The sequence below is a fragment of the Enterococcus sp. E4-150 genome (assembly GCF_035726465.1).
GTDB lineage: Bacteria > Bacillota > Bacilli > Lactobacillales > Enterococcaceae > Enterococcus_B > Enterococcus_B faecium.
Window position 1 is genome coordinate 181,228 of sequence record NZ_JAPRGK010000004.1, and the last position, 15,608, is coordinate 196,835.

At 36.6% G+C, this 15,608-nt stretch carries 14 protein-coding genes and 1 riboswitch; of the genes, 5 read left to right on the forward strand and 9 right to left on the reverse strand.

What is annotated here, in order from left to right:
- The first annotated feature begins 120 nt into the window (after positions 1-120).
- The 5 genes from ahpC (at position 121) to OZ002_RS05490 (ending at position 4,780) form a co-directional block, all read left to right on the forward strand.
- Positions 121-684, forward strand: a complete 564-nt coding sequence (gene ahpC, locus OZ002_RS05470) for an alkyl hydroperoxide reductase subunit C (protein ID WP_156248990.1) — start codon at positions 121-123, stop codon at positions 682-684.
- Between the two features lie 9 nt (positions 685-693).
- Positions 694-2,223, forward strand: a complete 1,530-nt coding sequence (gene ahpF, locus OZ002_RS05475) for an alkyl hydroperoxide reductase subunit F (protein WP_025481624.1) — start codon at positions 694-696, stop codon at positions 2,221-2,223.
- A gap of 275 nt (positions 2,224-2,498) precedes the next feature.
- Entirely contained in the window at positions 2,499-2,849 is a 351-nt protein-coding gene (locus OZ002_RS05480; protein ID WP_058140337.1) for a DUF2200 domain-containing protein, read from the forward strand.
- Positions 2,850-2,947: 98 nt separating this feature from the next.
- Entirely contained in the window at positions 2,948-3,475 is a 528-nt protein-coding gene (locus tag OZ002_RS05485) for a DUF308 domain-containing protein (RefSeq protein ID WP_002324862.1), read from the forward strand.
- 153 nt (positions 3,476-3,628) lie between these two features.
- Positions 3,629-4,780 (forward strand): cation:proton antiporter, encoded by a 1,152-nt coding sequence (locus OZ002_RS05490; RefSeq protein ID WP_002298469.1) that lies wholly within the window; start codon positions 3,629-3,631, stop codon positions 4,778-4,780.
- Positions 4,781-4,888: 108 nt separating this feature from the next.
- Here the strand turns inward: OZ002_RS05490 and pbp4 are convergent, their stop codons facing one another.
- The 9 genes from pbp4 to OZ002_RS05535 form a co-directional block, all read right to left on the reverse strand.
- Positions 4,889-6,925, reverse strand: a complete 2,037-nt coding sequence (gene pbp4 / locus OZ002_RS05495) for a penicillin-binding protein PBP4(5) (RefSeq protein WP_125179348.1) — start codon at positions 6,923-6,925, stop codon at positions 4,889-4,891.
- A 125-nt stretch (positions 6,926-7,050) separates the two neighbouring features.
- Positions 7,051-7,935 (reverse strand): LCP family protein, encoded by an 885-nt coding sequence (locus OZ002_RS05500; protein ID WP_125179349.1) that lies wholly within the window; start codon positions 7,933-7,935, stop codon positions 7,051-7,053.
- Between the two features lie 92 nt (positions 7,936-8,027).
- On the reverse strand, positions 8,028-9,191 hold the full coding sequence (locus tag OZ002_RS05505) for an FtsW/RodA/SpoVE family cell cycle protein (protein ID WP_325082913.1): 1,164 nt from the start codon (positions 9,189-9,191) through the stop codon (positions 8,028-8,030).
- A 124-nt stretch (positions 9,192-9,315) separates the two neighbouring features.
- Positions 9,316-9,482, reverse strand: a riboswitch (M-box (ykoK) riboswitch).
- 224 nt (positions 9,483-9,706) lie between these two features.
- Positions 9,707-9,913, reverse strand: a complete 207-nt coding sequence (locus OZ002_RS05510; RefSeq protein ID WP_002287763.1) for a hypothetical protein — start codon at positions 9,911-9,913, stop codon at positions 9,707-9,709.
- A gap of 15 nt (positions 9,914-9,928) precedes the next feature.
- Positions 9,929-10,543 carry a flavin reductase family protein gene (locus tag OZ002_RS05515; RefSeq protein ID WP_002297470.1) on the reverse strand — a complete coding sequence of 205 codons (615 nt, stop codon included), beginning with the start codon at positions 10,541-10,543 and terminating at the stop codon, positions 9,929-9,931.
- A 146-nt stretch (positions 10,544-10,689) separates the two neighbouring features.
- A complete protein-coding gene (locus OZ002_RS05520) occupies positions 10,690-11,373 on the reverse strand; it encodes an N-acetylmannosamine-6-phosphate 2-epimerase (RefSeq protein WP_002287767.1) in 684 nt (227 codons plus the stop codon).
- Between the two features lie 108 nt (positions 11,374-11,481).
- Positions 11,482-11,940, reverse strand: a complete 459-nt coding sequence (locus tag OZ002_RS05525; RefSeq protein ID WP_002295936.1) for an ASCH domain-containing protein — start codon at positions 11,938-11,940, stop codon at positions 11,482-11,484.
- An 83-nt stretch (positions 11,941-12,023) separates the two neighbouring features.
- Entirely contained in the window at positions 12,024-13,787 is a 1,764-nt protein-coding gene (locus tag OZ002_RS05530; protein ID WP_002287770.1) for a 1-deoxy-D-xylulose-5-phosphate synthase, read from the reverse strand.
- Positions 13,788-14,007: 220 nt separating this feature from the next.
- Entirely contained in the window at positions 14,008-15,468 is a 1,461-nt protein-coding gene (locus OZ002_RS05535; RefSeq protein ID WP_058140343.1) for a hypothetical protein, read from the reverse strand.
- Between the last annotated feature and the right edge of the window lie 140 nt (positions 15,469-15,608).

Here is a 15,608-nt window from a genome sequence, read left to right on the forward strand (position 1 = left end):
TTTTATAATTAACCTTTGTTTTTGAGTAATCTTTATTAAATAACAAAATATCCATTGACTTTGCAACTCCAACTAAATTACAATAATTATAAATAAATAATTATTATTGGAGGTTTTACTATGTCATTGATTGGGAAAAAAATCGAAGAATTTAATGCACATGCTTATCATCAAAGAGAATTTTTAGAAGTCAGTGAAAAAGATCTTATGGGGAACTGGAGTATTCTTTGCTTCTATCCAGCTGATTTTACTTTTGTTTGTCCTACTGAATTAGAAAACTTACAAGAACAATACAGTACATTGAAATCTTTAGGTGTTGAAGTCTTTTCTTGCTCTACCGATACCCACTTTACTCACAAAGCATGGCATGATACATCAGATGCTATCGGTAAAATCGAATACGTGATGATCGGTGATCCGTCTCATCAGATTTCTCGTATTTTTGATGTTTTGGATGAAGAGCAAGGATTAGCTCAGCGAGGAACATTTATTATTGATCCAGACGGAATCGTTCAAGCTATGGAAATCAATGCAGATGGAATCGGTCGTGACGCTAGTGCACTGATTGATAAGATTCGCGCTGCTCAATATGTACGTACCCACCCAGGTGAAGTTTGTCCGGCAAAATGGAAAGAAAGTGGCGAAACATTGAAACCAAGTTTTGATCTTGTTGGAAAGATTTAGGTGGTGGATATGTTAGACAAAGAAACTAAACAAAATCTCGAACAATATTTAGCACTGATTGAATCTCCTATTGTTTTTTCTGTTAGTTTGGATACTAGTGAAAATAGTCAAAAACTAGCTGAATTTACGAAGGAAATAGCCGAAATGTCTCCTAAAATCTCTTGGGAAAAAAGAGATTCGATGCGAACACCTAGTTTTTCTATCAATCCAGTTGGCAAAGAAAGTGGAATCGTTTTTGCTGGTATCCCCCTCGGTCATGAATTTTCCTCTTTTTTACTAGCTATGTTACAAATTAGTGGACGGGCACCGAAAATTAGTGAATCTTTGAGTCTTAAAATAAAAAAAATAACACAAACATTGCATTTTGACAGTTATGTTAGCTTGACTTGTCATAATTGCCCCGACGTTGTACAGGCATTGAATATATTAGCTGTATTAAATCCAAATATTACTCATACGATGATTGAAGGTGGGATGTTCCAAAAAGAAATCGATGATAAAAAAATCATGGCAGTGCCAACTGTGTTTTTAAATGGAGAAGAATTTAGTAGCGGACGCATGACGATCGAACAAATTGTTGAAAAAATCACTGGCCCTTTGATTGAAGAAGAGTTGTTTGAAAAAGAACCTTATGATGTATTAGTGATTGGCGGTGGACCAGCAGCTAGTAGTGCAGCTATCTATGCAGCACGTAAAGGAATCCGTACAGGACTTGTCGCTGATTCTTTCGGCGGACAAGTCGTTGAAACACTCGGGATTGAAAATATGATTGGTACCCCTTACACAGAAGGTCCAAAATTGATGCAGCAAGTAGAAAGTCATGTGCGTAGTTACCCTATCGACATTATGATGAATCAACAGGCCGTTTCCTTAAATAAAGAGCAACATTTTATTAATATTGGCTTAGCTAACGGTATATCACTTAAAGCAAAAACCGCCATCATCGCGACAGGTGCGCACTGGCGTTCTATCAATGTACCAGGCGAAAAAGAGTTTAAAAATAAAGGAATTGCTTATTGCCCACACTGTGACGGCCCTTTATTTAAAGGAAAAGAGATTGCTGTAATCGGTGGTGGTAATTCTGGTGTTGAAGCAGCGATTGATCTAGCTGGGTTAGCAAAACATGTTTATGTTCTAGAATTCTTACCCGAATTAAAAGCAGATCAAGTTTTACAGGATAAACTAGTTTCTCTTGCGAATGTCACTGTTATCAAAAATGCAGCGACGAAAGAAATCAGCGGGTCGAATCAGGTCGAATCTCTCTCCTATATCGATCAACATACGAAAGAGTTGCATACTCTAGCTGTTTCAGGTGTATTCATTTTAGTCGGTTTACTTCCTAACACGGATTGGCTAGATGGAACAATCGAAATGAACCCAAGAAATGAAATAGTGACTGAGAAAAATGGCGCGACGAATATCCCCGGTGTTTTCGCAGCTGGTGATTGTACAGATAGTCCATACAAACAAATCATTGTTTCAATGGGTTCAGGAGCTACTGCAGCTTTAGGAGCCTTCGATTATTTGATGCGCACTTGAGCGATGAAGATTATACAAAAGACAGATAGAGGTTGTAAGCCTGCCGTTTCGCTCCGAGTCACAAGGAACAATTTAATAAACAGTTTCTCATGTTTGTTGAATATTGTGACTTGTGACCAAGGAGTTGACAGGACAACACCGTTCACTCGGAAAAAAGGATTGTGACAAGAATTTTGTCACAATCCTTTTTGTTTTTTTGAATAATCGCTTTTTCTTCTCTTTTTCTTATATACTATAAGTAGTAAATAATTTGAAAAAAAGAAAGGTGACTGATTATGGCGCAAAATCGTATTTTTACGACAAGTTTTGCAAGCGTTTATCCTATGTATGTAGCAAAAGCGGAGAGAAAAGATCGTATAAAAGAGGAAGTAGATGAAATCATTTGTTGGCTGACGGGTTATTCCCAAACAGAACTAGAATATCAACTACAAAAACAAGTGACTTTCGAACAATTTTTTGCGGAAGCCCCTGTCCCCAATCCTTCACGTTCCTTGATTACAGGTGTTGTTTGTGGTGTACGAGTAGAAGACCTCGAGGATAACTTGATGAAAGAAATTCGTTATTTAGATAAAATGATCGATGAGCTAGCAAAAGGCAAAAAAATGGAAAAGATCCTCAGAAGTTGATTTTTCCAGAGATATTCTTCTCCTTCGCTCATTTTGTAACATTTAATTTGGTAAAATGACTAGTTCACGTTAAAATAAGTCAAAGGAGGTTTTCTTATATGTTTGAGACGATTAAACAAAATATTCAAAAATACGCCTTATTAAGAGCTGCTGTTTATATTATTTCTGGGATTGCGATTGTGCTAAACCCTTCTGCTGTTTTTCATTTTATCGGTTATCTGATCACCGCCTATCTTGTTTTGCTTGGGTTGTTGAATCTTTTTGAGGCTTACCGTTTTAAAAGAAAAACAGGTTCTTGGAGTATCGGTCTGTTCAGTGGTCTTTTTTTCCTGATCTTAGCTCTGATCGTTTATGCTTTTGCACCTGCAATCGTTTCTATCCTGCCGATTCTTCTTGGATTAGCTGTTATCATCAACAGCTTGTTCCAGTTGTTCTTCAGCATGAATACAAAAGCTAAAAGTTGGAGTGTTTATAGTATTCTGTTGTTGATTGGCGGATTCGTCTTATTGTTCAATCCATTCAAAAGTTTGATGCTTCTATTCCAAATATTCGGCTTTATTTTGATTTTCATGGGCATCCAGGAGATTATCAATTTCATCAGAATAAGAAAAATGACTATACGTTAATCATTTTTAGTTATTAAAATAGACCGTATAAAAACCAACAATCCAAAAAGATCTTTTTGATTGTTGGTTTTTTTGTGAGTATATTTTCCTATTTTTTCAATAATGTATGTTATGCTAAGTTCGGGCTATATTTTATACAAAGGAATGATGAGAATGGAATTTATTGGTATTTTATGCCTGATATTGATTTCAACAACGATTGGCTCACATATCTCGCGGAGATTAGGTATCCCAGCAGTGATTGGACAATTACTTGTTGGTGTTTTGCTAGGCCAAGCTGGATTGAATTGGGTCAAACCTGATATTCTAGTCCATGACTTTTCGGAGATTGGTGTGATCTTATTAATGTTTTTAGCTGGTCTGGAAAGTGATTTATCTCTTTTGAAAAAATATTTCCGACCTGGTATGTTCGTTGCTTTGCTTGGGATCATCTTCCCGGTTGTTTTTGGCTGGTTGACAGGCGAAGCATTCCAAGTTTCGGGAAATGAAGCGATTTTCTTTGGGATTATTCTTGCGGCAACTTCTGTCAGTATTTCAGTAGAAGTATTAAAAGAACTAAACGTAGTGAATACAAAAGAAGGATCAACAATTTTGGGTGCTTCTGTGGTAGATGACATTTTAGTCGTTTTAGTTCTAAGTTTCAGCCTATCTTTTCTAACGGGGGAAGCTTCTAGCAATGCTTCTTTACCGCTTGTTTTGATTGAACAGCTAATTTATTTTGTTTTTATTTTCTTATTAGTCAAATGGATTGCGCCTTTCCTACTTTCATTTGCAGAAAAAGTGTACGCAAATTCTTCTATTATCATCGTATCACTAGTTATTTGTTTAGGAATGTCTTACGTAGCGGATCTTGTTGGGCTTAGCTCTGTCATTGGTGCTTTTTTTGCTGGGATAGCTGTCAGTCAGACAAAGGTTAAAGAAGAAGTATACCACAATGTAGAGGCTTTAGGATATGCAGTATTTATACCAGTATTTTTTGTCAGTGTAGGATTAGAAGTTGATTTTTCTGACTTTAGTGAACAACTACTCTTTATTTCTATATTGACGCTTGTAGCGATTTTGACCAAATTGCTTGGAGGTTATTTTGGTGCTCAGATTGCCGGTTTTTCTCAACATAGTTCATTGATGGTCGGTGCTGGTATGATTTCGCGTGGAGAAATGGCTTTGATCATTTTACAAATTGGACAGCAAAGTCAATTGATCGAACCACAGTACTATTCACCTTTAGTTATCGTGATTTTATTAAGTACACTTATTTCTCCACTTGTTCTCAAATATTTTACAAAGAAAGTTTATGAAGTGTGAGTAAATCAAAAAGAAGTTGTGAAAGAGACATCGTGAAAACCGTTTATTTGAAAAAAGGACTGTGACGATAACGCCACAGTCCTTTTACTGTACTTAAAAAGCAATTTTTTATTGATAATTTTGGTTGAGGTATTGCAATAGTTCCGGTGCTCGTTTGGTTGCTGAATCATCATCTTCTTTATTTTCCAACATGCTGACCATCATATAACCTTGGTTATCAGGATTGAAAGCAAACAAGAAACTGTTCTCTTTCCCCTTTTCATCCTGTTTTTCTTTGATTTCCGCTGTACCAGTTTTCGCTGCCAACGGAATCCCTAAAGCAGAAAGAGAATGTGCTGTACCATTTACATCTTGCACAACTTCTCTCAGATCTGGCACGATCGTTTGTACTGCTGTTTCGCCGATGACATTCTTCTTATCTTTTGTCTCTTTATCTGCAATCAATTTAGGATAGACAAGTGTGCCATTGTTGGCAAAAACAGAATACATTGCTGCTTGCTGGATAGGATTAATTAGAAGTTCGCCCTGTCCATATCCAGTATCAGCTAGCAAGATATCTGAGTTAAAGCTATCTTCATTAGAAATTTGTGCTGGATTCATACTAATTGGCAAATCAAGGTCTTCACCAAAAATGAATTTATCTAAGCCTGTACGAAATTTTTTCTCACCCATTTTCAACGTTTCTTGTGACATATATATATTATCGGAATAGATCAAAGCAGTTTTTAAGTCTACTTGTGATACATCACTGACACGCGTTACTTGATAAGATCCCCATGAACTGTCTTTTTGCCATTTAAGCCCGTTGATCGTCAATACTTCATTTGGATCGATAGTGCCGTTGTCGAGACCGATTGCTGCTGTGATCATTTTAAACGTAGATCCAGGAGCATAACCTGTCGCAAATCGACTGATGAATGGCTGTTCAGCATTTTCTTCATAAGCTTTGTAATCTTCTTGTGAGATCCCGTTTGTCATTTTGTTTGGATCATAGCTTGGAGAGCTAGCAAGCGCAAGAAGATCACCGGTTTTTGGCGTTGTCGCAACAGTTGACCCAGCTTTTCCTCCTAGACTGTCAAAAGCTGTTTTTTGTGCCTTCGCATCGATTGTCAATTTGATATCTTTGCCATTTTGAACTTCATGTTCGATCAGAACTTTTTTCTCTACACCGTCTGCATCTGTAATGCTTAATTTCCCACCTGTTGTCCCACGAAGATCCTTATCAAAAGCCATCTCCAAACCTGAGCGACCGATTTTTCCATTACTGCTTAATTCTGGATTCTTATCAATATCTTCTGCTGTGATATCTCCCACGTAACCAATCAGCTGAGCAGCTGCTTCACCCAAAGGATAATATCTGCCGTCTACTTCTTGAATGGTAGCTCCAGCTGGAAGTTCTGGCGTTGCTCCATCAATGATTTTCAATGGGACAAAGTAATCGGGTTGTACCCAGCTTTGTGAAATCGCCTGATTGATAGCATCTTCTGTTAAGTCGAAGGAGGAAGCAATCGCTTTGATATTGGCTGTTTTTTCGTCTCCATCTCCAAATTTACTTGGAACGACTCCTAATTGTTTTAGTTTGCCTGTTGTTGCTAATGGTTCACCATTTCGATCTATAATATTCCCTCTTGCTGCTTCTTGTGTGGTCAGGCTTACTTTGTCATTTCCTTCCATTTCTGGAAAAACCAAGTTGGGTTGCCAGTTGATCGTGGTTTGACCATCATTTCTGTCTAATGTTCCTTTATAAGAAAGATCTTTCAATTCACCTAATGAGGTATTCATCTTTGCTTTATATGAGAAGCTATAAGTAGAATCGTCTTTTTTATCTACTTTTAGATTCGATATCTGAAGTCCTTTGACATCAGCAGCACCGTATATATTCTGGTATTTCTCTAAGATCTCTTTTTCAGATAATGCACTTTTATTTGCCGCCTTTTTTGATGCCATTTCTGCAGCTTTGTTATAATCTCCCTTGTTCAAAGCTTGGACAAATTGCTCAACTGTCTTTTCTCCAGCTTCTACTGCTTGGGTTTCTTGATAGTGCTGGTAGTAAAAATAACCGCCACCCGCAGCTGCTATTAAGATCACTGCGCCGGCAATATAAGCGCCTGTTCGATTTTTGCCGTGCTTGTCACTTCTTTTCATTTTTTCCTCCTTCTCTTGCTTGTCATTCCTTTATTTTCACTATTTATCCCTGTTTATTCTAACATAATAAAAGAAGTCAGAACATAACATAGATTGTTATTTCTAACTTCTTTTATTTTCTTTACTTAATTATTCAGAAATTTTTTGATTGCTTCTTGGTTTTTGGTCAAATCTAATTCCAGAACACTTCCGGAAGGCGTATTGTCGTTGAAGTCCCAACTGCCGTCTACTGGTACGGATAATGTATCGATCTTTTTATTATTGTCTTTGAGGAAATCCATACCACAATCCAGAAGCACACTTTCTGGAAGGTTCGTTTGGATACTACCAAGTAATTTCCCAACCGCTTTGGGTAGCTTGAATATTGAAGTTACGTCTTTCAGCTGCTGAGAGATCGCTTTAATCACTTGTTGCTGTCTTCTAATCCTCCCAAAGTCCCCTTCTTCGTCTTCACGGAATCGAGCATACTGCAGTAACGTATTGCCATCCATTACTTGCTTCCCTTTTTTTATATATACGCCATCTAAATCTAAAGATTTTTCTGCATCAATCTCTACTCCATCTGGAAACAGTTCATTGACGCAATCGATAAAATCTTGAAATGTGATACTTGCATAATACGGGGCTTCAAATTTGAAATTTTCCTTTAATGTTTGGTTTAATAAATCAACTCCTCCGTAAGAGTACGCTGCATTGATTTTATCCATTCCGTAACCTGGTATATCGACATATGAGTCTCTCATGATAGAGATTAGTTTTGCTTGTTGTGTTTTCTGGTCGTATTGTGCAACCATAAGTGAATCTGAGCGACCATTTTCGTCTTTCGAACGGGCATCCGAACCAATCAAAGCCACGTTTAGTGTGGTAGGGACACTTTTCGGCTCTACCTTTTTCACAGTTGAGGTCTGTTTTGCAGACGAAAATCCATGGACAAATTCAATCGAAAAAAAGCCGACTACTAGTGTAAGCAGTAACAAAACAGATAATATGATTTTTTGAAATACTTTCATTGCGAATTCCTCTTTCTAAAAAGAATCTCTCGCTTGAAAAATAAAAGATAGTCCTTTATGATAATTCAAACTGAGAGATTCTCAGTTTCTCTTTATTGTTTTTCAGGTCGATAGAGCGGCAACTCTTCGGCCTGTATCTTCGAAGAAATATTCAACGTGATCCCGATTCCTAAAGAAAGGATCAGATAACTTGTTCCTCCATAACTAACAAATGGTAATGGCACGCCCGTCATTGGCATAAGCCCTGCGATACTTCCCACATTCATTATCGTCTGAACGAATAGCAAAGTTCCGAATCCTAAAAGAAACAATCCAGCTTGCTGATTTTTACAGCGACTGCTTAAACAAAAGATTCTCATGCATAATGAGAACAATAAGAAAAGCACACACAATGCACCGATTAGCCCAAGCTCTTCTGTAATAATCGAAAAAATAAAATCTGTTTCTGTCTCTGGAAGATACCCTTTTTTTGTGATACTATTTCCTAATCCCCGCCCAAATATGCCACCATTATATAGTGCATAAAACGAATGGGTCATTTGATAGCCCGCACCATGACTATCGATAAAAGGATCTCTTAAAGTCGCGATCCTTTCATAAGCATGATTAAACATCTGTGGAAGCCAACCTTTATTTCCTAAATATAATACCCCGCCTGCTGCTCCAATCAGCAATGCAGAAAAAGTAACGATTAGATAGATCCCTTTTTTAAATGGAACCGCCGCTGCCCAAAATATGACCCACGCAATCGAAAGGATCATCAATGCTCCAGCAATCTTTGGCTGGAATAAAATCAGAAAAGTTATACCTACTGTAATCAGGAATGGTTTTTTTAGATTTTTTGGCGGATTATTTCCGTCACGAAAAAACCAGCTTAGATAAAAAATCAGAAAAAGATTTGCTAATTCTGAAGGCTGGAATTGAATGCCAAACAGAGAAATCCAACGTTGTGCACCATTGACAGTGACACCAAATATTCCTACTCGTACTAAAATTAAAAAGAAAATCGATAAAGCTAAACCATATCCTGCTATTTTAGGGTGAAGTAAATAGTGTAGTTTGACTGAACGAGCTAAGAAGATCACGCTCCAACTCAAAAATATGAAAATTAGTTGACGCAATAATAGACTTTTTGTATTTTCATCGGCTTGCAATAAACGATAAGAACTGGCACTGTATACTTCTAAAAGACCGATCATGGACAAAGTCAAATAAGGACCCAAAATCCACCAATCGATCTTTTTTCTTTTTTTCACCGCATCTCCTCCTCACACAGCAATCCACTTGTCAGGTGAGGAGCGAGTTTGTCTCATCAAATAAGTCAGTCACAAAAATATAAAGAAAAGGTCAGAAACCTTTTCGAACAAGAATTCTGACCTAGCATCATCTCATCGTCCGAGTTTTAGCACTATACAACGTAAAGAAAACATTCTTAGCTATTGGAAAAAGCCTTAATCCGACAGTTTCTGTTTTACCCATTGGCGACTTTCGACGTTTCTGGGCAATAGCCTATGTTTGTATAGGAGCCTCACCTAACAAGGTTATTACTATATTCTATTTACGAGTCCATGATAGACTTTTCCTAATGATTAGGCAATGGAATTTGAAATGAAATAGTGAAATTTAACAATCTTTAATATTTTTTAGAAAAAAATAACAAATAAGTTGAAAGAATCCCGTTGCAAATTCTTTCAGTTGCACCAGGATTCTTTGATAATTTTTTAGTTTTATGTGTTTTTTTATATGTTTTTTCACTTTTCGGAATAAATGTTTATTTGTTAAAGTAATTAAACAATCCGCTAATCGTTTGATCTGGCATTTCTATTTCCTTACCATCTAAAGTAACAGTAGTAACGACAAAATGGTCTTGCAATGGCGGAACTTCTAAGTACTGCCCTTGCAGAAAATCATTCACTGTTTCATATTCTTTTTTCATTTCTTTTGAATCTGTCGATGGTTTATAGCTTATTTTTAACATAACTAGTGCTCCTTTTTATTCGGGACGTGCAATCGTGAAAATTTCTCCTATTGCTGCATAATCATTTCCTGCCAAACGGCTTACAGCATTCAATTTTCTTGGATCGATCCTTCCTGTCTTATCATCATAGACTGTTTCATTTAAATGATATTTCTGTACTTCTAGCAAAAATAAATCAGCTGTTACTTTATTTTTATTCCGTATCTCGACATGTTCATATAAGGATGTTTCAAAACGAACTTTTGCTTCTGTCAATGCTGGTACTGAAATGATTACTGAATCAGTTAAAGTCAAGTCAGTCAGGTACAGTTCGCTTTCCTCATTAGGCAGATTGGCTGCTGTTTTATTTACTTCTTCTACGTTGTCCTCATCAAGGATATGGATAACAGCTTCTCTTGTCTCAAGAATATTCTTTGCTGTGTCTTTTACTGCATCTTGTTTTCTCTGGATCGCCAAGGATAAGATGGGTGGATTCGAACTGACGATATTGAAGTAACTGAAGGGTGCGATATTCACTATATCTTTTGCTGATTTAGTCGTTACTACTGCTACTGGTCTAGGGATGACTGAACCAATCAGCAACTTGTAATTTTCACGTTCTGTCAATTCTGAAGGACTCCGCTCAAACATGGTTTCGCCTTCTTTCTATAAAATTCGTTAAAAAGCAGATCTTGAAGACAAAATGAAAAGTAATGCTTTTTTCATCTTCTTAGAATCTGCTTTAAACTATCTATCAATTTTTCTTTTTTGTCAAGAATCTGTGCCGTGCGTGTTTTTTAGTTATTTGCTTTACTTGCGGCTTCGACATATCTTTTAGTGATCAATTGCGGACGGGTGATAATAGATCCAACTACGACTGAAAAAGCACCTAATTCATATGCTTTCTCTACTTGTTCAGGAGAGTCAGTATGTCCTTCCATAATTACTGGGATATCGACTTGTTCTATGATTTGATTCAATAAATCAAAATCAGGTGTCTGCGTCTTTCGTGAATATTCTGTATAGCCTGCTAAAGTCGTAGACAAAAGATCAAAACCATCTTCTTGCGCTTGAAGCGCTTCCTCAAAAGTCGAAATATCTGCCATAGCTAACCGACCGTGTTCGTGAATCATTTGGACAAGTTCAGCAGTTGTTTTTTCTGTCGGACGTTTACGAGAAGTTGCATCCAGTGCAATGATTTCTGCTTGCGTCTCCAAAAGTTCTTCCACTTCTTTTTCTGTCGCAGTAATAAACACTTCTGACCCATCGTAATCTCTTTTGATAATCCCTATTACCGGTAAATCAACGATTCGCTTGATTTCATTGATATCTTCTGTCGTATTTGCTCGAATACCAACTGCTCCGCCTTCTTTTGCAGCCAAAGCCATTCTCCCCATAATAAAAGAACTGTGTAGCGGCTCGTTTTCCAAAGCTTGACAAGAAACGACGACTCCGCCTTTGATTTGTTCCAGTGTATCCACAATATCTCCTCCAGTAATGTTATATAAAAATACAGCTTCATATAAAAATGTAACCCTTTTCTATTCAGGAGTCAATAATGAGCTATTTCTTTCAGCAGACCTTTCTTACTAAAAGAAAATTACTTCAAATTCTTCGTATACGACCAGCTTCTCTTCTGTAAATTCTATGTTCAACGCTTCTTTATAAGCATGTTTAAAAAACTCAGCATGGACTTTCCGCCAATAAGCTAATGTCCGATCCCCTTCTCCTTCTTTCCAAGCATGCTCTTTCGTGACTTCACTAAAAGGCAAGATGGTCACATTTATATTTTTGATGATACAAACTGGTTCATTTTTTCCATTCAGGACCACGTCTAATTGACCAACTTTTGGTAAAGGCTCATTCTCTTGTTTATACAGATCGTAACCACTTGATGTACCAGTCTTTATCTTTTTTACAACTAGTTCGCTCAACTCGTCTGCCATTTTTTCTGTATCCCCAAATGAAAAGAAACCTAATTTTTCTGATTGATAACTAGGATATTTTTCTTGGAACTTTTTGACATATTCTTCTACTTGCTGATACATAACATCCACCCCTTTGCTTTTTATAATGAAAAAACCATCCAGATACTAGCATAAACAATTATCTGGATGGTGAGCATAATGAATTATTGAATATTCAAGACACGCAGACTATCTTCAACGATTTGTTTTGGTGTTAAATGATAACGTTCATAAAGCTGCCCTACAGGAACGCTATCCGTGAATTCTTTCTCTGCACCAAAATTTAATACGTTCATTGAAGAATCACCATAATAACGACTGATATTTTCGCCAAATCCTCCTGACAAACTACCATCTTCTAATGTGATGACTAATTCGTGTGTTTCTTTTAATTTATCTAATGTTTCTACGTCATTTTCTGTGATCGTTCCTGGATTGATCAACGTTGCTTCGATTCCTTTTTTTCTAAAAGCTTTTACTGTTTCTTTTCCTAATTCAAGAAAACCGCCTAAAGCTAAAATTGCTACTTTTCCTCCATTATTTACTGTTTGATAGGCTGGAATACTATAATCATTTGCGATAGCTGTACCATGTTCTACACCATGTGTAGGAATTCGGATTGCTACAGGCTGCGCTGTTTGTTCGAACGCCCAATCTAGCATAGAGATCATATCCTCTTTTGTTGCTGGAGCAAGATATTTGATGTTCGGGATACTTGATAAGTAAGGAATGTCAAATGTTCCTTGGTGTGTTCGGTCACTAGCTGAGATCGTTCCGCCACCGACTAAAATAATCACTGGATTCTCGTTGATCGCTAAATCATGTGATAATTGATCATATGCCCGTTGCAAGAAAGTACTTGATTGGAAGACGACTGGACGTACTCCCTGAGAAGCCAAAGCAGAAGCAAACGTGATGGAATGCTGCTCAGCGATCCCCACATCAAAATAATGATCTGGATGTTTTTCTTGGAATGTTTTCAGTCCAAAGGCGCCTGGTATTGCTGCATTGACTGCGGCAATAGGAGCTGTACTTGTTTGCATTTTCTTATCCAAATAATCCATGATGATCATATTAAATGTTTCTCCAGAAGTTACCTGCTTTGCCTCCCCGGTGGACAGATCAAATGGTACATGCCAATGATATTTCATTTTATTATCGATTGCCGGCTGATAACCGCGACCTTTTTCCGTATGGACGTGAAGTACAATCGGATGATCAATATCTTTTACTTCTTCAAATAAACGGATCACCGTTTCCAGATCGTTTCCATTATCCACGTAACGGTAATCAAATCCCATTGCTTTAAATAGGTTATTGCTGCTTTTACCGTTGGTTTGACGAAGCTCAGCTAAGTTTTTATATAAACTGCCATGATTCTCATCAATAGACATCTCATTATCGTTTACTAATACGATTAGATTGGATTGTAAAACACCACCATTGTTCAATCCTTCAAAAGCTAAGCCACCACTTAGGGAGCCGTCACCGATAAATGCTACCACATTTCCTGATTCTTTCTTCAGATCTCTCGCTTTAGCTAAACCTGTTGCTAAGCTGATAGATGTAGATGTGTGCCCCACTGTAAAATAGTCATGTTTACTTTCATGTTGGTTGGAATATCCGCTCACTTCACGGTAATGTCCTTTTTCAAAACCATTTTTTCGACCAGTTAAAAGCTTATGACCATAAGACTGATGGGAAACGTCCCAAACGATTTTATCCTTTGGTGAATCAAATACATAATGAAACGCAATCGTTAATTCTACTACACCTAGATTCGGACCAACGTGCCCACCTACATCGCTGTCCTTTTGCAAGATTTTTTGGCGCATCTCTTCTGCCAACTGCTTCATTTCCTCAACAGATAATTTTTTGACATCTGCGGGGCTATTGATTGCATCCAATACATGTAATACTGTACTCATAATACATTCTCTCCTCCGTACTATCTTCTTTTAATGAAAATAGATTTGTTACACTTTATCTATTCTACTACTTAGAGTTGACTCTAAGTCAATAGCATTTTAAAAAAATTTCAGAGAAAACTTGTTATATAAGTAGATCTTCGCACGAATCAGGACTCAAATAAAAACCTTCTGCAGACAATTAAAAAGATTTGTAGAAGGTCTCCTAATTAAGGTCTCATCAAGAAATATGTTTTTTTAATAGGTGAAGTTCCTGAGCAATATGATACAAATGGATGTTTGCACCTTTTAATGAGATTGGATAGATCTTTGTCTTTTCAGTTTCTAATCCATTTTGATAGCTAGCAGCATCGCATAAAACCACTCGTTTTTTTGAACACAAACATTCATCAGGTAATTCTTCTAAAGAACGAAATAGAATGGGGTTTATTTCAGCCATATCTTCTTCAGCATACAAATGAAATTGGGTTCGATAAAAAAATTGTTTGACTGAACTTTCTGAAACAACAAATATTTCTATCTCTTGCTGTATCATCTGTTCTCTGGTAATCAAAGAAAGACTCTTAACAAATTTTCGGATGAAATTTTCATTCCATCTTAGTTGGATTTGATTTTTCTTTTTCCACTCTTCCAATATTTCTACAATTTTTCCGTACAGAAGTTGTTCTTTTTCTGATAGAAGATAGATCCTTTCCGGTAAAAATACTTGTCCATCTGCCCACAACGTACGGACAAATTGTAAAAAGGATTGCTTGAAAATAAAATTTTCTGCATCGTCGATTTCAGCGATACTAATAATCTGTAAAATCAATTCATTCAGTGATAGGTCATTGAGAACAAAATTTTTATAAACAACTTCGAAATCTTTTCTTAACAGCTCCATGTTCTCATTGGTATAATTTCTACTGTTGAACAAAGAAAAAATATAATAGACATCTTCTTCTTGTAAGTCTAGAATTCCTTTTTGCTCTTCCAATCCTTGACAGACTAATTGAAATAACGGCTTCGTTTCTGCGCTTTTCTTATCTTCTTCTTTCAGTCCAAGGGGAAATGCCTTTCTTCCGATTGCGATCTCTATTCCCCGTATGATAAAGGACTTTTCATCTTCCGAATATCTTCTTTTAAAAAAATGAGTCTCTACATAATCAATCAACTCGTTACAAGCTTCTTCTACATACGGATTTTTATTTTCATAGCCTTCCCAATTGACATAGCGTACTAAAGCTAGCAAGATGTTCCGCGAGTCAAATTCTGGGATAATGATTTCTTTATTTTTCAAATAATCATTTTCTTTAAAAAAATCCAATACGATTTTTTTGATTGTATATACTTTGCTCAAAGAAATAAATTCAAGATCAGCCAGTTCTGTACTCGTGAATATACCATTAAAATAATAACTTAAAAACTTTAAAAAATAAGATTGACCGTACAGAAACTGAGTGAGCTCAGAAAGAGCAATACCATGTTTGAATACGAGTTTATACTTATGCTTCTCTCTTACTTGTTCTTTTATACAATATTCTAGACACTCGGCTAGACTTTCTAGATCGTGAAGGATCGTTGGTGTAGTCACCCTTAGTGAAATAGCTGTTTGTTCGATATCTATTTCTTGGAATTCAAATAATTGTTCACACAGATACACTTTTCTAAATATATTTCGCTCGATGTAATTTTCCAGCATTCCTGATACACGCCTCCAGTTTTTCTTATGATTTTATTTAATCATATCTGTAAATCGTATTTTTGTTTCCTTTTTATTTAGAAAAGCCCTTTCAAAAACCAATAAAAAAAGAAACTGGGACAAAAGTCAAACAAGCTCAC